Annotated in this window: 22 protein-coding genes; 14 read left to right on the top strand and 8 right to left on the bottom strand. The window is 42.0% G+C overall.

Annotation, left to right across the window (positions count from 1 at the left end):
- Positions 1-44 precede the first annotated feature (44 nt).
- The 9 genes from xpt to exnP all read left to right on the top strand — a co-directional run bounded on the left by xpt (position 45) and on the right by exnP (position 9072).
- The gene (xpt, locus tag Q5C82_RS13170; protein ID WP_003218272.1) at positions 45-629 is read left to right on the top strand and encodes a xanthine phosphoribosyltransferase; all 585 of its coding nucleotides are present in this window, start codon (positions 45-47) and stop codon (positions 627-629) included.
- A complete protein-coding gene (pbuX, locus tag Q5C82_RS13175; protein ID WP_003218270.1) occupies positions 626-1942 on the top strand; it encodes a xanthine permease PbuX in 1317 nt (438 codons plus the stop codon). Before xpt ends, pbuX begins: the two co-directional genes overlap by 4 nt.
- 72 nt (positions 1943-2014) lie before the next feature.
- The gene (locus tag Q5C82_RS13180) at positions 2015-3112 is read left to right on the top strand and encodes a type III polyketide synthase (protein ID WP_003218267.1); all 1098 of its coding nucleotides are present in this window, start codon (positions 2015-2017) and stop codon (positions 3110-3112) included.
- Positions 3113-3115: 3 nt separating this feature from the next.
- Positions 3116-3622 (top strand): isoprenylcysteine carboxyl methyltransferase family protein, encoded by a 507-nt coding sequence (locus Q5C82_RS13185; RefSeq protein ID WP_003218265.1) that lies wholly within the window; start codon positions 3116-3118, stop codon positions 3620-3622.
- 70 nt (positions 3623-3692) lie between these two features.
- Positions 3693-3782, top strand: coding sequence for a Fur-regulated basic protein FbpC (gene fbpC, locus Q5C82_RS13190; protein ID WP_100069434.1), 90 nt, complete (start codon positions 3693-3695; stop codon positions 3780-3782).
- A 174-nt stretch (positions 3783-3956) separates the two neighbouring features.
- Positions 3957-7538: a dynamin family protein gene (locus tag Q5C82_RS13195; RefSeq protein WP_003218264.1), complete on the top strand. Its 3582-nt coding sequence runs from the start codon at positions 3957-3959 to the stop codon at positions 7536-7538.
- A gap of 64 nt (positions 7539-7602) precedes the next feature.
- Positions 7603-7860 carry a YpbS family protein gene (locus Q5C82_RS13200; protein ID WP_003218262.1) on the top strand — a complete coding sequence of 86 codons (258 nt, stop codon included), beginning with the start codon at positions 7603-7605 and terminating at the stop codon, positions 7858-7860.
- 74 nt (positions 7861-7934) lie between these two features.
- Complete coding sequence (locus Q5C82_RS13205) at positions 7935-8081, top strand: hypothetical protein (protein ID WP_003230761.1); 147 nt, start codon at positions 7935-7937, stop codon at positions 8079-8081.
- A gap of 100 nt (positions 8082-8181) precedes the next feature.
- Positions 8182-9072, top strand: coding sequence for a 5'-3' exonuclease ExnP (exnP, locus tag Q5C82_RS13210; protein WP_032727421.1), 891 nt, complete (start codon positions 8182-8184; stop codon positions 9070-9072).
- Positions 9073-9079: 7 nt separating this feature from the next.
- Here the strand turns inward: exnP and sspL are convergent, their stop codons facing one another.
- The 3 genes from sspL to Q5C82_RS13225 are packed head-to-tail and all read right to left on the bottom strand — an operon-like array spanning position 9080 to position 10336.
- Entirely contained in the window at positions 9080-9208 is a 129-nt protein-coding gene (gene sspL / locus Q5C82_RS13215) for a small, acid-soluble spore protein L (RefSeq protein ID WP_003218255.1), read from the bottom strand.
- A complete protein-coding gene (locus Q5C82_RS13220; RefSeq protein ID WP_003218254.1) occupies positions 9192-9647 on the bottom strand; it encodes a reverse transcriptase-like protein in 456 nt (151 codons plus the stop codon). The genes sspL and Q5C82_RS13220 overlap by 17 nt, the downstream gene beginning before the upstream one ends.
- A complete protein-coding gene (locus Q5C82_RS13225) occupies positions 9647-10336 on the bottom strand; it encodes a queuosine precursor transporter (protein WP_003218253.1) in 690 nt (229 codons plus the stop codon). The genes Q5C82_RS13220 and Q5C82_RS13225 overlap by 1 nt, the downstream gene beginning before the upstream one ends.
- Before the next feature lie 82 nt (positions 10337-10418).
- On the opposite strand from Q5C82_RS13225, the gene Q5C82_RS13230 reads away from it, so the two are divergent.
- Both Q5C82_RS13230 and Q5C82_RS13235 read left to right on the top strand, forming a co-directional pair.
- Positions 10419-11099, top strand: a complete 681-nt coding sequence (locus Q5C82_RS13230; RefSeq protein ID WP_003218252.1) for a ribonuclease H family protein — start codon at positions 10419-10421, stop codon at positions 11097-11099.
- Entirely contained in the window at positions 11092-11274 is a 183-nt protein-coding gene (locus Q5C82_RS13235; protein ID WP_003218251.1) for a zinc-finger domain-containing protein, read from the top strand. The genes Q5C82_RS13230 and Q5C82_RS13235 overlap by 8 nt, the downstream gene beginning before the upstream one ends.
- 28 nt (positions 11275-11302) lie before the next feature.
- On the opposite strand, the gene Q5C82_RS13240 is transcribed toward Q5C82_RS13235, so the two are convergent.
- Complete coding sequence (locus Q5C82_RS13240; RefSeq protein WP_003218249.1) at positions 11303-11572, bottom strand: DUF2564 family protein; 270 nt, start codon at positions 11570-11572, stop codon at positions 11303-11305.
- Positions 11573-11726: 154 nt separating this feature from the next.
- Here Q5C82_RS13240 and degR point away from each other — a divergent pair, with 154 nt between their 5' ends.
- Entirely contained in the window at positions 11727-11909 is a 183-nt protein-coding gene (degR, locus tag Q5C82_RS13245) for a transcriptional regulator DegR (RefSeq protein WP_003218247.1), read from the top strand.
- Between the two features lie 51 nt (positions 11910-11960).
- Here the strand turns inward: degR and cspD are convergent, their stop codons facing one another.
- The 4 genes from cspD to metA all read right to left on the bottom strand — a co-directional run bounded on the left by cspD (position 11961) and on the right by metA (position 14689).
- Complete coding sequence (cspD, locus tag Q5C82_RS13250) at positions 11961-12161, bottom strand: cold-shock protein CspD (protein ID WP_003153604.1); 201 nt, start codon at positions 12159-12161, stop codon at positions 11961-11963.
- 15 nt (positions 12162-12176) lie between these two features.
- Positions 12177-12323, bottom strand: a complete 147-nt coding sequence (locus Q5C82_RS13255; RefSeq protein ID WP_136975855.1) for a hypothetical protein — start codon at positions 12321-12323, stop codon at positions 12177-12179.
- Positions 12324-12404: 81 nt separating this feature from the next.
- The gene (locus Q5C82_RS13260) at positions 12405-13553 is read right to left on the bottom strand and encodes a diglucosyl diacylglycerol synthase (protein ID WP_003218245.1); all 1149 of its coding nucleotides are present in this window, start codon (positions 13551-13553) and stop codon (positions 12405-12407) included.
- Positions 13554-13783: 230 nt separating this feature from the next.
- Complete coding sequence (gene metA / locus Q5C82_RS13265) at positions 13784-14689, bottom strand: homoserine O-succinyltransferase (protein WP_003218242.1); 906 nt, start codon at positions 14687-14689, stop codon at positions 13784-13786.
- Positions 14690-15044: 355 nt separating this feature from the next.
- On the opposite strand from metA, the gene Q5C82_RS13270 reads away from it, so the two are divergent.
- Both Q5C82_RS13270 and Q5C82_RS13275 read left to right on the top strand, forming a co-directional pair.
- Positions 15045-15527, top strand: a complete 483-nt coding sequence (locus tag Q5C82_RS13270; RefSeq protein WP_003218239.1) for a glutathione peroxidase — start codon at positions 15045-15047, stop codon at positions 15525-15527.
- A gap of 12 nt (positions 15528-15539) precedes the next feature.
- On the top strand, positions 15540-16157 hold the full coding sequence (locus tag Q5C82_RS13275; RefSeq protein ID WP_003218236.1) for an HD domain-containing protein: 618 nt from the start codon (positions 15540-15542) through the stop codon (positions 16155-16157).
- Positions 16158-16204 lie beyond the last annotated feature (47 nt).

Raw genomic sequence — 16204 nt, forward strand, 5'->3', positions numbered from 1 at the left:
GCGGGCAATGCTTTTTTTATTCTCATAAACGGAGGTAAGACAGGATGGAAGCACTGAAACGGAAAATAGGGGAAGAAGGCGTCGTATTATCTGATCAGGTATTGAAAGTGGATTCTTTTTTGAATCACCAAATTGATCCGCTGCTTATGCAGAAAATCGGTGACGAATTTGCCGCCAGATTTGCAAATGACGGTATTACTAAAATTGTGACAATCGAATCATCCGGAATCGCTCCCGCTGTAATGACAGGCTTGAAGCTTGGTGTGCCGGTTGTCTTCGCGAGAAAACATAAATCATTAACACTCACTGACAACTTGCTTACAGCGTCTGTTTATTCTTTTACAAAGCAAACAGAAAGCCAAATCGCAGTCTCAAGAACCCACCTGTCGGATCAGGATCATGTGCTGATTATCGATGATTTTTTGGCAAATGGGCAAGCAGCGCACGGGCTCGTATCGATTGTGAAGCAGGCAGGAGCTTCTATTGCGGGATTTGGCATTGTCATTGAAAAGTCATTTCAGCCGGGAAGAGATGAACTTTTGAACTTAGGCTACCGGGTGGAATCTTTGGCAAGAATTCAGTCTTTAGAAGAAGGCAAAGTGTCCTTCGTTCAGGAGGTTCATTCATGAAAAACGGATTTGGCAAAGCGCTGTCTTTAGGAATACAGCATGTGCTCGCCATGTATGCCGGTGCCATTGTCGTTCCTCTGATTGTCGGAAAAGCAATGGGCCTGACTGTCGAACAGCTGACCTACTTAGTATCGATTGATATTTTTATGTGCGGGGTGGCTACACTTCTGCAAGTGTGGAGTAACCGATTTTTCGGGATCGGGCTTCCGGTAGTGCTTGGCTGTACATTTACAGCTGTATCGCCGATGATTGCGATTGGATCTGAATACGGGGTTTCAGCGGTTTACGGAAGCATTATCGCTTCAGGTATTCTTGTCATTCTGATTTCATTTTTCTTTGGAAAGCTCGTATCGTTTTTTCCGCCGGTCGTGACAGGCTCAGTTGTTACGATTATCGGTATTACGCTTATGCCGGTAGCCATGAATAACATGGCCGGCGGTGAAGGAAGTGCAGATTTCGGAGATCTTTCCAATCTTGCTCTCGCCTTTATCGTTTTGAGTATCATTGTGCTTCTATACCGTTTTACGAAAGGCTTTATCAAATCCATCTCGATTCTGATCGGTATTTTGATTGGGACTTTCATCGCTTATTTTATGGGAAAAGTTCAATTTGATAACGTTTCGGACGCGGCAGTTGTTCAAATGATTCAGCCATTTTACTTCGGAGCGCCGTCTTTTCACGCAGCGCCTATTATTACGATGTCCATCGTTGCAATTGTCAGCCTTGTAGAATCAACAGGTGTTTACTTTGCCTTAGGTGACCTGACGAACCGCCGTCTGACAGAGAAAGATTTGTCGAAAGGCTATCGCGCTGAAGGGCTGGCTGTGCTGCTGGGCGGTATTTTTAACGCTTTTCCTTACACGGCATTCTCTCAAAATGTCGGGCTTGTACAGCTCACAGGAATCAAGAAAAATGCCGTAATTGTTGTCACGGGTGTAATCTTAATGGCATTTGGGCTGTTTCCGAAGATCGCTGCTTTCACGACCATTATTCCATCTGCTGTTTTGGGAGGTGCAATGGTGGCGATGTTTGGAATGGTGATCGCTTACGGAATCAAAATGCTCAGCCGCATTGATTTTGCAAAACAAGAAAACCTGCTGATTGTTGCCTGCTCAGTAGGTCTGGGTCTCGGTGTGACAGTTGTGCCTGATATTTTTAAGCAGCTTCCGAGCGCCTTAACGCTCCTTACAACAAACGGCATTGTCGCCGGCAGCTTCACTGCAGTAGTCTTGAATATTGTATATAACGTATTTTCTAAAGCCAAAAAAACAGAACAAAGAGCTGACATCACTGAGCAAAAAACAGCAGTCTAAACTCCGCCGCGGCGGAGTTTTTTGCATATAAAAAAGACCGTTGCGGCACAATGTATGCAAAGAGGTGATCGCATGGCGTTTATTTTATCCATCGGAACAAGTCTTCCTGAGTACGATGTAAACCAAGAGAGAGCGACTGAGTTCGCCCGCTATATGTTTCAGCACTCCTTTAAAGATATTGACCGGCTGTTAACCTCCTTTAAAAACGGGCAAATTCACTCGAGACAATTTGTCAAGCCGATTGAATGGTATAAAGAGGATCACAGCTTCGAAGAAAAAAATCAAATATACATAGAAGAAACACTTAAGCACAGTAGAGAGGCTGTTCGCCAGTGCCTCTCACATCCTGATTTTTTTCAAGAAGCCATCCCTTATGAGAAAGTGGATGCTGTTTTTTTCGTCTCCAGCACGGGCCTTTCCACACCGAGCATCGATGCGCGGCTCATGAATGAACTCCCGTTTTCTCCATATACGAAGCGGATTCCGCTTTGGGGACTCGGCTGTGCAGGAGGAGCCAGCGGACTAGCGCGCGCAGCCGAATACTGCAAAGCGTATCCTGAGGCTTTCGTGCTCGTCATTGCTGCTGAGCTGTGCAGCCTGACATTCCAGCCGGAAGATAAAACGAAAAGCAATCTTATCGGCACCTCGCTTTTTGGCGACGGCATTGCCGCAGCCTTATTATGCGGAGAGAAGGCAGACCGCAGAATATCAAAACTGAAGCTTACGCCGATGATAATGGATTCCCAATCTGTTTTGATGAAACAATCAGAAGATGTTATGGGCTGGGACTTTACTGATCAAGGATTTAAAGTCATTTTCTCAAGAGACATTCCGACTTTGGTGGAAAAATGGCTCAAAACAAATGTACAGGTTTTTTTAGACAAACATCAGCTGTCATTCAGTGATATTAGTGTTTTTTTGGCACATCCAGGCGGAAAAAAAGTGATCGATGCATACATCAAAAGTCTTGAGATATCATCAGAAAAGCTTTTATCTGCACAAAGCATATTGCAAAAGCACGGAAATATGTCTTCAGCCACCATATTGTATGTGATCAGAGAGCATCTGCTGAACGGGCATAAAAAGGAAGCAGAACGGGGACTGATTGGCGCATTAGGGCCGGGATTTTCATCAGAGTTGCTGTTATTCAGCTGGGAAAAGGGGGCTTGATTCATGTTTTGGTTGTTAATCGCCATTCTCATTGCTCAAAGAGCAGCTGAAATGGCAGTAGCCAGACAAAACGAACAAAAGGTAAAGAAACAAGGGGCGATTGAATTCGGCGAGAGCCACTATCCGTATATCATTATCATGCATATCCTTTTTTTCCTGTCTTTAATTGCGGAAGTGCTGCTAATGAACAAACAGCCGTCAAGCTGGTGGATCGGTATCGCTGCGGCTATTTTAATCGTGCAGGCAGTGCGGTATTGGGCACTATGTTCCTTAGGAGCATATTGGAATACGAAAATCCTAGTCGTTCCAGGTGCGGAACTTGTAAAAAAAGGCCCTTATAAATGGATGAAGCATCCAAACTACACCGTTGTTATATTAGAAATCTTATTGATTCCGCTGTTGTATCAAGCGTACGTCACCATGTGTCTGTTTTCCATTGTCAACGCCGTGTTGTTAACCGTCAGGATACGTACAGAAGACAAAGCATTAGAGGAATATAGTATAAAATAGAGATTGAAAATCATTCTCATCCATGTTAATATGAATATGAAAAAGATTCTCAATCAGGATGGTGAAGCAAATGACAATGCTATTTTTGCTTGGGGCGGTTTGTACATATAGTGTATTAATTGGTTTTGTATTAAAAGGAATCTCTAATAAATCTGTTTAAAAATCTGGAACTTGTCAAAGTTGCAGATTTTCTTTTATAGAAGCTGCCGTAATGGCGGCTTTTTTCTATTCTCTTAAAGAAATTTGGCTCATTCTTGTGTAAAATGAAAGAGGAATGCATTCAGATCTTTCAAAAAAGATTCACAATTGAAACGGCACAAAGGGGTTCAGATTTATGACAGAACATAACAGAAAAGAGCTTTTGCACAAAACGGGGGAACTTTATCAGCAATTCATCGAGAATCAAGATGAAGAAAGAGCTGCTAAACTGGCTGCAATCATGAAAAAAGCGGTAGATGAAGAGGTTTATATCGCGTTTACCGGGCATTATTCAGCGGGGAAATCGTCACTGCTGAACTGCCTGTTAATGGAGAATATTTTGCCGACAAGCCCGATTCCGACAAGCGCTAACCTTGTTGTGATCAGAAACGGGGAAAAGCGTGTTCGGCTTCATACAACAGACGGAGCGTGTGCTGAGCTGGAGGGGGCTTACCAGAAAGACAAGGTACAGCAATATTGCAAAGATGGGGAGCAGATTGAAAGCGTTGAAATTTTTGACCGGTATACTGAGATCGATTCTGGGGTTGCATATATTGATACCCCTGGGATTGATTCAACAGATGATGCCCATTTTCTATCTGCAGCGTCTATTCTCCATCAGGCGGATGCGCTGTTTTACGTTGTTCACTATAATCATGTACACTCTGAGGAAAATGTAAAGTTTCTCAGGTCAATAAAAGAAAGCATTCAGAATGTGTATTTTATCGTCAATCAAATTGACCGCCACGATGAGACGGAGACACACTTCGGAGACTATAAAGCACAGGTAGAGGAGATGCTTTGCAATGAAGGGATTTCAAAGGAATCTCTTTATTTTACGTCAGTGACAGAACCGAACCACCCGTTCAATCAGATTGGGGTCTTGAGAGAAGAATTAAAAAGAATAGAACAGCAAACAAAAAGCAATTTGCAGGCTTTAACAGAACAAAAAGTCCGTAATCTGCTGAAGGAACATACCGAATTCCTTTTGAAAGACGAAACAGACGGTCCAACCTTTGCCGAACAGCTTGATACACAAACGGACCTGGTCCAATCGCTGCGTGATCAATTGGATGAGGCGGCAAAACAAGCGACTGAGGCAGAAAACAGGATGCAGGAAGAAGTCAATCGCATTTTAAAAAACGCCAACCTGACGCCCTTTGAAATGCGTGAGCTGGCAGCTGCATTCCTAGAATCGCGAGAGCCTTCTTTTAAAACCGGTTTTTTCTTTTCTAAAGCAAAAACCGCACAGGAAAGAGATAGAAGAAGGAATGCTTTTTTCTCTGATGTGACAAACCGAACAGAGGCCGAAGCGGACTGGCACATGATAGACACGTTCCATAAACTCGCCAAGGCATTTGATGTTCATACAGCTGAAAGTGAAAAGCTGATTCAGGCCTATCGCACTCCGCTTGAAATTGACATCATTGAGCGCGCGGTCAAGCATGGGGCAGCTTTTTCCTCCGAATATGTATTGCAATATACAAAAGACTTGGCAGAGCTTATCCGCAAAGAGGCGAAAAGAAAAGCGGCAGACATCATAAAGGCGCTTATCGCGATGGTGAAAGAGCGTGTTACCAAAGAGTTCCAAACGATCAATGGCCGTCTCATCCAGGAATCAGAAAGACTCTCCCACCTCCAAGAACAGGCCCGTTTAGAGAATAATGCCCGCAAGAAAGCCGATTGCATGTGGGCCATTTGGGAAGAGAAGTCCGCATGCCCGATGGACATAGACACCGACTGGTTTAAAACGAAGAAAAAAATAGTAGCGGCTCCAAAACAGAAACGAAGCCAAGGCCAGCAGACGCAGCAGACGATGCAGAAACCAGAAATAAAAATGGAGCAAGAATTGCCGCTTCAAGACCAGATCAAACGCTTTCATACATTGTCTGCCCTTTTAGGTGAATACAGCATGTTATCAAAGCAAACTGCAGCCTTTCGGGAAAGAATTAAAAGGCTTGAGGAACGGAAATTTACACTTGCTCTTTTTGGAGGCTTCAGTTCAGGAAAATCATCATTTGCCAATGCGCTTGTCGGCGAAAAGGTGTTGCCGTCCTCACCAACGCCAACCACAGCCACAATTAACAAAATTACAAAACCAACTAATGACAACATCAACAAAACAGCGGATGTGGTGTTTAAGACGGAGGAAGATATTACGGCTGACATTTTGCAGCTCACCGGAATACAAAAAGAACCAGCAGGTCGTTCTTTCACAGAGAAATGGGAAAAAACAGTCAAAAAAAGCCGGTTGCCGGAAGAACACATCAAATTGATCAGCAACTTCCTGTTTGCATACGAAACGTATCAGCAATATATACAGGAACAAAAGAAATTAACGATTCCGCTGTCTGAATTAAAGCCGTATGTGGCAGAGGAGACAACGGCCTGCGCTGTGAAAGAGGTAACGGTCTATTATACATGCCCGCTGACTGAAAAAGGGATTACGATCGTTGATACGCCCGGCGCGAGCAGCATGAATAAACGGCATACAGAGCTGGCATTCCAATATATTAAAGATGCCGATGCGTTTTTTTATATGACCTATTATCAGCATTCCTTCTCGAAAGGAGACCGTTCATTTTTGCGAAAGCTCGGGCTGGTAAAAGAATCGCTCAGCATGGATAAAATGTTTTTCGTCATTAATGCGGCAGACCTTGCGAAAGATAAAACAGAGCTCGAAACAGTGACCGATTATGTCAGCGCAGAGCTTGTAAAAGAAGGGATTCATGAACCGCAGCTCTTTACTGTATCAAGTAAAGAGGAACTGCTGGGTAGTCCGGAATCATTTTATAACCAGTTCCCGAAAGTAAGAAAACGCTTAGACCGGTTTATCGAAGTGGATGTAAAAAAAGCGTCAGCTGCACAGCTCAGTTCGGAAGCAGACAAACTATGCGAAACGGTTTTCCAGCTTCACCAATCCCAGCATCAGTCCAGGGAGGAAAAGGAAGCACAGAAAAAGCGTCTTATGCTTTCATTTGGGCGGACTGCAGCCGAGATCGAGAAACGGCGGAAGTCAGAAACCATTATTGAGAAAGTAAAAAAAGACACAAAAGAGCAACTTTATCACATTACACAGCGATTATCCTTTTTTGCAAATGATTTATTTAAATCGGCATTTCATCCCGGGCTTCAGAACGGGGATTGGAAAAAGAATGTAGGTAAGGCGATGACAACCGCCTTACAAGATTATCAGTTTGAATATGTTCAGGAAATCAAAACGCTTGATGTTCGCATGAGCGGATTCATTGAGCGGCATATTGCCGAAGAGTGGCTGGGAAGCTTTCAAAAAACATTAAACGAGGATGGTTATTTTTCCATTTATGCGGGTGATCAGCATTCGAACAGCATACAGCTTAAGGAAGTTGAACCTGAATTAGATGAACGTGCCTTTGAGCAGGAACAAAAAGAGATCAAATCACCGAAGCAGTTTTTTGAACAGAAAGGAAAAGCGACCTTCATCGAAGCTGTACGGATGAAACTCACGAAAATCACAGAGGTTTGGGTGAAAAATGAAGAAGAAAGCCTTATCTCTCATTACACAGATCATCTCAGACGTTTACAGGTGGATATGGCTGAAAAAGCAATGGAACAAATAAAGGATCAAAAAGATACGTATTTAGGAGGATATGGGGAAGGGGAACATGCGAAAGAGATTGAAAAGGCATACCAAGCATGCATCTCCTGGCAAAGATCAGACCATACAATAAAAATGTAAAATTCAGTTGGCTTGTATTTCAAGTCATGATAGACTAAATAGAAAAAAGTGAGATGAACGATTCATGTCAGAGGTACATAAAGCAATTTCAGCACATTCATCAAAACAGCATGAGCATATCAAAGCATTTATGCGTCTTGAAAACATGCGTGAAATGGCCATTGAAGAAGCGGTTTCAAAATGCAAAAACGATGAGCCTTTTACTACAGATGCAATTAATGAAATTACCGAGCAGATCAATCAGCTCGCCAAAAAAGGCATCGTCCCGACAAGACGCCTTGTATCAAAAGAAATGGTCAGAGAATACGTAAGCCGTATGTAAGCTGGATGAACCTGTCGCGAGTGAAGCTCCTGTCGGAAGCATATACTATATGTATCCGACGTAAGGGGGGATTCATGTTGGGCAGAACAAAACTGGGAAACAGAAATGCACAGGCCAATAACAATGCCAAAAAGAAAAACGGATTTCAAACCCATTTTGACTCTTACGCAGGACGCGAAGCTGAAAAGCTGATCGCCAGCAACAAAAGACATAACGACTGATGATAGGAAAACAGTATCTCTAATTGAAGAGATGCTGTTTTTTATTTTTGCGCTGCTTTATGGTAAAATAGAAGGAATGAAAGAAAAGGGAGTATATCTTATGAATAATAATAAACTATTGCTAGTTGACGGCATGGCTCTTTTATTCCGGGCGTTTTTTGCCACGGCCGTGCATCGCAACTTTATGATAAATGAGAGCGGAGTGCCGACGAACGGCGTCAACGGATTTTTAAAGCATTTGATCACAGCTGTTGAAACTTTCCAGCCGACACACGTCGTCTGCTGCTGGGACATGGGAAGCAAAACGTACCGAAATGACCTGTTCCAAGATTATAAGGCGAACCGAAACGCACCGCCTGTGGAGCTGATCCCGCAGTTTGATTTGGCAAAGGAAGCGGCCGCTGAGCTTGGTATCATGAATATCGGCTTTGCCGGGTATGAAGCGGATGATTGTATCGGAACTCTTGCCGCTTTGTATGCGAATGAAGCTGACATTACGATCGTAACAGGGGACAGAGATTTACTTCAGCTGTTAACGGATAAAGTAAGCGTGGCTCTGCTCCAAAAAGGAATTGGAAATTATAAAGTCTATACAAAAGAGACTTTTTATGAAGAAACAGGCGTTCTGCCGAAGGCTTTGATTGATATTAAAGCGCTTATGGGTGATTCCAGTGATAACTATCCTGGCGTCAAAGGGATTGGAGAAAAAACAGCCTACAAACTGATTCGTGAATACGAAACAATTGACCGCTTATTAGAAAACCTTTCTCTTCTTCCGAAGGGACAGCAGGGGAAAATTCAGCAAGGTTTAAGCGATTTGGAGATGTCGAGGAAGCTTGCAGAAATTCATTGCTCTGTTCCGCTGGTTTGCACACTGAAAGATGCTTTATTCACCCTGCAAATGGAGCAGGCGGCTGACATGCTTCGCCGCCACCAAATCAAAGGAATTGAGCGCATGCTTGAAAAGCTGAACGCTAGAGAGATCGTGTAGATCTTCTCTAGCGTTTTGTATTGCTTTTTTTGGCTCTTTCTTCAAGCTCTGTTTTAGGGTCATTATGTGTATTGCCTTCCAGATCGCCTTGCGGAGTAACACCGCCGGTCAGCCGGCCTTTATCTTTCTTTTTCATGTTTGTTCACCTCGTCATTAGGATGACCATTGATCGAGATTTCATTCTTATCATTCAGCCGAATCGCTTCTTTTGCCAGATGATCGGCTTTTTGGTTTTGTTTGCCCGGTATCCATTTAATGAAAAAAAGAGGGAAGGCCGCTTTTAATCGGATGATCTCTTCCACATACGGGTGAAACGTTTTGTTTTTAACCATTTCAAACTCAGCGGCCCGTTCCACAATATCTGAATCGGTTCGAAAGGAAACAGATTGATACCCGCGCTTTGCACATAGTTTCATCCCTTCAATTAATGCAAGAAATTCCGCTTCCTGGTTTGTATGCATTCCGATTGGAATAGAGAAAGATTCTGCTTTTCCTTCATGTTTGATAAAAATGCCGATCCCGGATAGTCCGGGATTACCGGCGCTTGCGCCGTCTACATATATTTCTGTAGGCATTATGAACTCCTTTCATCATTCGGTATCATTTTTTTTGCTGCATAGGCATAAGGCAATGAAATCAAAGATACCGCAAACTTAATCAAATATGTAGAAATAAAAATATGAAGCCAAACGCCTGCAGGATAAATGCCGAAAAAAGCGACACCAGTAAATATAAATGTATCAAACAGCTGGCTGACTGCTGTACTGCCGCCGTTTCTGAGCCATAAAAGCCGATCAGAAGGAAATATCCTTCTAATTGCCGAATATACATAAACATCCAGCGTTTGGCTGAAGATAAAGGCAAGCAGACTTCCTAACGCTACTCGTGGAAGGAATCCGAAAATCGTTTCCAGCGCTGTTTGTGATATGTCGCTGGAAGCTGGTTCGAAAAGCAGCACGCCTTGCATGACAAATGTCAGCGTCAGGAGCGTTGAGAATCCGAGCCATACCGCTTTTTTGGCTTCAGCCGGTCCGTATTTTTCATTCAGCACATCTGTCGCAAAAAAGATTGTGCCGTACATCACATTCCCGAGCGTTGCTGTTAAGCCAAACAGTTCGACTGTTTTTACGACTTGAAGGTTGGCACAGACTGTCGCAAAACCGATCCAAACAAATAGTCCCATTTTGCCAAATCCTTTATAAAATAAAAGAACAATGATAAAATGAATGATCGCAAAAATGATCCAAAACGAATTATTAAACAAAATGAAAATGCTTCCTTTCCGGGGTAAGATTGGTTTGATTATAGCACAAGCCCGGCAACTAATGAATGGTAAGGTGATTGTAATGAAGCTCAGACCGCATATGAAAATAGAAGCAAAAGGGACGGGATCCGTCTCATTTTTGGGCGAAGACTGGCTGACAGCACAGCAAGCACGTATGCTCGCCAGAGAACTCGGCCGTTATCCATACCTGAAAGAACTCGAGTTTGAAGACGAGAAAGGCGGCAGCTGGTCTCTGAAGGAATTGGAAAAGCTGACAGAGGAGCTCGCTCAAGAGCCTGATGACATTACTGTTTATTTTGATGGCAGTTTTGATAAGGAGAGCGAACTGGCCGGACTCGGAATCGTCATTTATTATTCATTGGGAGGAATCCGGCATCGTTTGAGAAAAAATAAAAGCTTCCGGCTGAAAACCAATAATGAAGCTGAATACGCGGCGCTTTATGAAGCAATAAGAGAAGTAAGAGAGCTTGGGGCAAGCAGAAATTCAATTACGATCAAAGGGGACTCGCTTGTTGTGCTGAATCAGCTTGACGGCAGCTGGCCTTGCTATGATCCGTCTCATAATGAATGGCTGGACAAAATAGAAGGACTTCTTGAATCGCTGAAGCTTACTCCAACCTACGAAACCATACAGCGGAAAGACAACCAGGAAGCTGACGGCCTCGCTAAAAAAATTCTTTCCCATCAATTTGTAGAAAGCCACACGAAATTAGACCGTAACGGAGATGACGATCTTGGATAAGAAAATGATCTTTAAAGAACTGACAGAACTGCACGATGAATATTGCAAGGACTGTTTTATTAAGAGGCAGTTTCGCAAGGAATTTGGCAAAACCTATGCGCATTCATTTTGTATTAATAAATGTACGGTTGGTGAAAAGCTGAAAGCATACGGAGATGTCTTAACCAATCACTAAAAAATAAAAACCGCAGAAGCTGCGGTTTTTATTCTTTAAATTCATCAAGCTGATGCTGGCTGTCATCCAGCAGCTGCTGTTGCTGCTGTACAAATTCAGGATCATCGAGAGCTGCCAGCTCTTCAGATCGTGACAGTTCTCTTGCATCCTCAATGGCTTGGTATGCGGAATCGACCAATGTTGTGCTTTGGCCTCTCGTCGCGGCTCCTGTCGTTTTCTGCGCTGTTTCCACCGCTAATTCCAGCTGCCGCTTATCTGTAAAGCCAGTCTGATCCTCACCATGAAATTCTGAAGTCACAAAAAACACCTCCGCAATTATTTTGCAGAGTTTTTTTAAAATTTATGTACTAAAATAGAAAATAAAATGAAAATAAGCCGATATAACTATTGAACCAGAATAAATAGGACTGTTTTACTATTTGGGTATCTTGGCAGAGAAGGGGAACGCAGCTATGGATGATAAAGATTTGAAGTCGATCCTTCACAAAACATTTATAGAAATATACAGTGATTTAGAAGAACTGGCGGATATCGCGAAAAAAGGGAAGCCGTCAATGGAAAAACATGTTGAAGAGATTGAACAGAGGTGCAAACAAAATATTTTGGCGATTGAGATCCAGATGAAAATCAAATAGGAGAGGCAAATGCCTCTCCTCTATTTGTCATCTCATCATCATGTATTGAGTTTAGAGTTTTACAACATTAGAAGCTTGAGGTCCACGATTACCTTCGACAATTTCAAAAGAAACTTCTTGTCCTTCTTCTAATGATTTGTATCCTTCTCCTTCGATAGCTGTGAAGTGAACAAATACATCGTCTCCGCCTTCAACTTCAATGAAGCCGAATCCTTTTTCGTTGTTGAACCATTTTACTTTACCGTTTTGCATATTGCTTAATTCCTCCTAGTACTGTAGCACCCGTGTGCTAAAAAAAATTTTGTCACCATTTAACGTTGATTCATTGTTAAATGATGGTTCAACTATACACCATCTGGGAGCACCCGTCAAGTTGTGAAACTGCTTATTTTTCAAAAGAAGGGCAAGTTTCACAAAAAAAATGTAACCGCTTTAATAAATAAATGAATATAAATAAAAAGAGCACACGAATTTCGTGTACTCTCCAAAACATCATTAAGATAGGGCTCTGGCTTTTTGTTTGGCTGTCATCATTTCTGATTCCTTCAAGATATCCTCTAAAATCACTTCAGATGAGTTTGCTAAATGAAGGTTCTTAATGTTTTTCTTCATGCGCTGTAACGTATCTTCATCTGCGAGAAGGGAAGTGACTGACTCGAGAATCTCTTCATGACGGTTCACGACGATCGCAGCTCCGCGATCTTCAAAGAAGTTTGCATTTTCTTTTTCCTGGCCAGGCACGGGTTTGTACAGAATGACAGGCACACCGATGGCTGTTGCTTCTGTCAAAGTAATGCCTCCAGGTTTTGTAATCATGCAATCTGTGATCCGGAACAGCTCATCAATGCGCTCCACATAGCCAAGAACTTTTAATTTGTCACCGTTTTCTGCTTCAAGCGCACTTAAAGATTCTTTTAAAGCCGTGTTTTTTCCACACACGACAACCACTTGTACATGGTCATCTTTGACAAGGTTTTCGCACAGCTCTTTTACATTCTTTAATACACCGTGGGCGCCTGCCATGATCAGAAGCACTTTTTTGTTTGGTGAAAGATTGTACTTTTTATAAATCGGCTCCACCGGCATGGATTCTTCAAATTGCGGCCTGATTGGAATTCCGGTGATTTTCACATTGCTTGGATGTGTACCGATCTCCACCAGTTTTTCCTTCACATAATCTGTTGCCACATAATATTTATCCACGTTTTCGTGAACCCAAATTTTATGAAGGCAAAAATCAGTCATAACATTGAAGGTAGGGATGACTCTTCCTGTTCGGCGTCTGTATTCCGGCACAACGATCATCGGAAATGTATTAATAATAATATCGGGCTGATGTTCATCGACAAGTTCGCCCAATCGTTTATTACCCATTTTAAAGTAAATATTAAATTTACGTTTATTATAGATTTTGTCAACTCCGTAATAAAACAAACGATAAAACTGTTTCCCGATTGAGAAGCTTTTTAAATAAAGGTACTGAGTTACCTCTGAAACAATCGGATTTGACTCTTGGTACAAATTAGAAACTGTTACATGCTGAAAGCCGAGACGTACACAATGCTCATAAAGCGTTTTGGCTACCTGCACATGTCCATTTCCGTAATTTGCAGTCAAAATTAATACTCTTTTATTGGTATTCAAGTAAATTCACCTCAATGTAATCAACAACAAGCAAGCTTCATGCATCGTAAGGAGTTATTGTCTATACATAAACATAACACAAATACATAATCGAATTATTAATGCAGTGAAAAAATTAAGCTAATTTTAAAAGATTTGGATTCCATTATTTTAAATTTTTGTTATACGCATACTGAATCAGATGTATTTTATCATATTTTTTGCTCAGCGTATCACTAAAAAAAGAAAAATTAGTCCCATTCATAAGGAGTTTCTTGGTAAACGTAATAATTCAGCCAGTTCATAAACAATAATGTCGCATGCGCTTTCCAGCGATTCACAGGCTCTTTGCTGTCTTCTGCAAAATAATGTTTAGGCGCCTCGACAGTAGAAAGGTTTCGTTCAAGATCTCTTTCATACTCTTGAAGAAGCGTATTTGTATCATATTCAGGGTGCCCTGTTAAAAAGACTTGTTTTTCGTCTTTAGATACAATTAAGCAAACCCCAGCTTCCTTCGATGCGGTAAGAATATTTAACTCGGGCACTGCTTGAAGCTGCTCCATATTTATATCTGTATGCCGGGAATGCGGCACGTAGTATAGCTCGTCAAAACCTCTTACCAATCTTTCGTGTTTTGCAAGAACTGTATGTTCGAACACACCGAAGATTTTTTTCGGCGTTTGAATTTTTTCCACACCGTAATGGTAATACAAACCTGCTTGAGCGCCCCAGCAAATATGCAAGGTTGAAGTGACATTTGTTTTGCTCCACTCCATGATCTCTTTGAGCTCTTCCCAGTATGAAACATCTTCAAACGCCAAATGCTCGATCGGCGCACCGGTGATAATCATGCCGTCAAACTTCTTGTGACGGATATTGGAAAAAGTCGTGTAAAATTCGTCAAGGTGTTCTCTTGCAGTATTTTTCGGCGTGTGTGTGCTTGGAATTAAAAATGTAAAATGAACCTGTAAAGGTGAATTTCCAAGCAATCTGAGAAGTTGAGTCTCTGTTTGGATTTTTTTCGGCATCAAATTCAATATGATAATTTTTTGCGGCCGGATATCCTGATGAAATGCTCTGCTTTCATCCATTACAAATATATGCTCACTCTCAAGCACCTGTTTTGCCGGCAGGTGTGTTGGTATATTAATAGGCAACGTGCCACCTCCATCATTTCCCCGTTTGATTTTCTTCATTATAGGAATTTTCACGCCAATTTTCAATCTATCTATAAGTGTTGAGGGGGAAACAACAGAAAACTCTTTAAATAAAACGCATAGATACGCCTTTTGGTTTCACAGTAAAATGATTTTCCATGATGTATCTCAGAAGGGAATTGAATTGTTTTATAGAATGATAAGATAAAAAATGAGCCACATAAATTCATAATGAGCAGATGCTCACCACTTATGTGATTCATTTCTTAAGAGTTCCGATAAATGATGTTTGCATTTTGAATTGAGATATAAAAAAGGTAAAATAATCAGCAGCAGGGACATAGGAGGGACTTACATGTCTATATATGATATGAGAGTACGTACAATAACAGGGAAAGACATGACACTTCAGCCTTTTGCCGGAAAGGTATTGATGATCGTGAATACAGCGAGTAAATGTGGCTTTACTCCCCAATTGAAGCAGCTTCAGGAGTTATATGATACATATCAGCAGGAGGGCCTGGAGATCTTAGGGTTCCCCTGCAATCAATTTATGAACCAAGAGCCTGGTGACGAGGCAGACATACAGGATTTTTGCGAAACAAATTACGGTGTTACGTTTCCTATGTTTTCAAAAGTAGAAGTAAATGGAAAAAACGCGCACCCGCTGTATGTGTATTTGACTGAGCACGCGAAAGGGATGCTGGGAACTAAGGCAATCAAGTGGAATTTCACGAAGTTTATAGTGGACAGAAACGGCGAAATCATTGGCCGCTATCCACCAAATACAAATCCGAAAGAGCTGGAAGACGTTATCCTGAAGCTATTAGGGCAATAAAGAGGTGTTTTTATGACGGAATTGAAGCAGGCAGACCAAATCAGGACATGGGTGCAATCTGTCCTAACAGGCGAAAGTTCTGGACATGATTGGCTACATATATCAAGAGTTGCAGATCTTGCTGTGTATATTGGAGAAAAGGAAAACGCGGATTTGTTCATCGTTGAAACAGCGGCGTTGGTTCATGATTTAATTGATGTCAAACTTCCTGATACGATCAGGCTTTCTGTGAGCGAAGTATATAATCAGCTCGTTACTTTCGGAATTGGAAAAGAGGATGCTGACAGAGTAATTCACATCATCACAAAGATGTCCTTTCGGGACAGGGAAAAGCTTGAGGGGGAGCCGCTCTCCATTGAGGGAAAGGTTGTACAGGACGCTGACAGGCTTGATGCGATAGGTGCAGTCGGTATTGCCAGAGCTTTTATGTTTGCGGGCGCAAAAGGGCACGGCCTTTATGGAGATGATCAAAGCGCCTACGCTCATTTTTTTCATAAGCTGCTGCGGCTGATAGATATGATGAATACAGACACCGCACGGGAACTGGCAGAAGAAAGACACGAATTTATGCTTCAGTATATCCGCCAATTAGAAAAAGACATACCCGGGATTGATGCCAAAACGTCGTAATAGAAGGCTTGAAGCGACTATGATAGAATAAGTCACAGATATGCTAT

Origin of the sequence: uncultured Bacillus sp., assembly GCF_958411575.1 — a bacterium.
GTDB lineage: Bacteria > Bacillota > Bacilli > Bacillales > Bacillaceae > Bacillus > Bacillus spizizenii.

What these genes read in the sequence shown, in the direction of transcription:
- Q5C82_RS13270 (WP_003218239.1), top strand. Translation starts at nt 15,045, where the DNA reads ATGTCTATATATGATATGAGAGTACGTACAATAACAGGGAAAGACATG.
- sspL (WP_003218255.1), bottom strand. Translation starts at nt 9,208, where the DNA reads ATGAAAAAGAAAGATAAAGGCCGGCTGACCGGCGGTGTTACTCCGCAA.
- fbpC (WP_100069434.1), top strand. Translation starts at nt 3,693, where the DNA reads ATGACAATGCTATTTTTGCTTGGGGCGGTTTGTACATATAGTGTATTA.
- Q5C82_RS13275 (WP_003218236.1), top strand. Translation starts at nt 15,540, where the DNA reads ATGACGGAATTGAAGCAGGCAGACCAAATCAGGACATGGGTGCAATCT.
- xpt (WP_003218272.1), top strand. Translation starts at nt 45, where the DNA reads ATGGAAGCACTGAAACGGAAAATAGGGGAAGAAGGCGTCGTATTATCT.
- Q5C82_RS13220 (WP_003218254.1), bottom strand. Translation starts at nt 9,647, where the DNA reads ATGCCTACAGAAATATATGTAGACGGCGCAAGCGCCGGTAATCCCGGA.
- degR (WP_003218247.1), top strand. Translation starts at nt 11,727, where the DNA reads ATGGATGATAAAGATTTGAAGTCGATCCTTCACAAAACATTTATAGAA.
- Q5C82_RS13230 (WP_003218252.1), top strand. Translation starts at nt 10,419, where the DNA reads ATGAAGCTCAGACCGCATATGAAAATAGAAGCAAAAGGGACGGGATCC.
- exnP (WP_032727421.1), top strand. Translation starts at nt 8,182, where the DNA reads ATGAATAATAATAAACTATTGCTAGTTGACGGCATGGCTCTTTTATTC.
- Q5C82_RS13205 (WP_003230761.1), top strand. Translation starts at nt 7,935, where the DNA reads ATGTTGGGCAGAACAAAACTGGGAAACAGAAATGCACAGGCCAATAAC.
- Q5C82_RS13185 (WP_003218265.1), top strand. Translation starts at nt 3,116, where the DNA reads ATGTTTTGGTTGTTAATCGCCATTCTCATTGCTCAAAGAGCAGCTGAA.
- Q5C82_RS13180 (WP_003218267.1), top strand. Translation starts at nt 2,015, where the DNA reads ATGGCGTTTATTTTATCCATCGGAACAAGTCTTCCTGAGTACGATGTA.
- Q5C82_RS13200 (WP_003218262.1), top strand. Translation starts at nt 7,603, where the DNA reads ATGTCAGAGGTACATAAAGCAATTTCAGCACATTCATCAAAACAGCAT.
- cspD (WP_003153604.1), bottom strand. Translation starts at nt 12,161, where the DNA reads ATGCAAAACGGTAAAGTAAAATGGTTCAACAACGAAAAAGGATTCGGC.
- Q5C82_RS13195 (WP_003218264.1), top strand. Translation starts at nt 3,957, where the DNA reads ATGACAGAACATAACAGAAAAGAGCTTTTGCACAAAACGGGGGAACTT.
- pbuX (WP_003218270.1), top strand. Translation starts at nt 626, where the DNA reads ATGAAAAACGGATTTGGCAAAGCGCTGTCTTTAGGAATACAGCATGTG.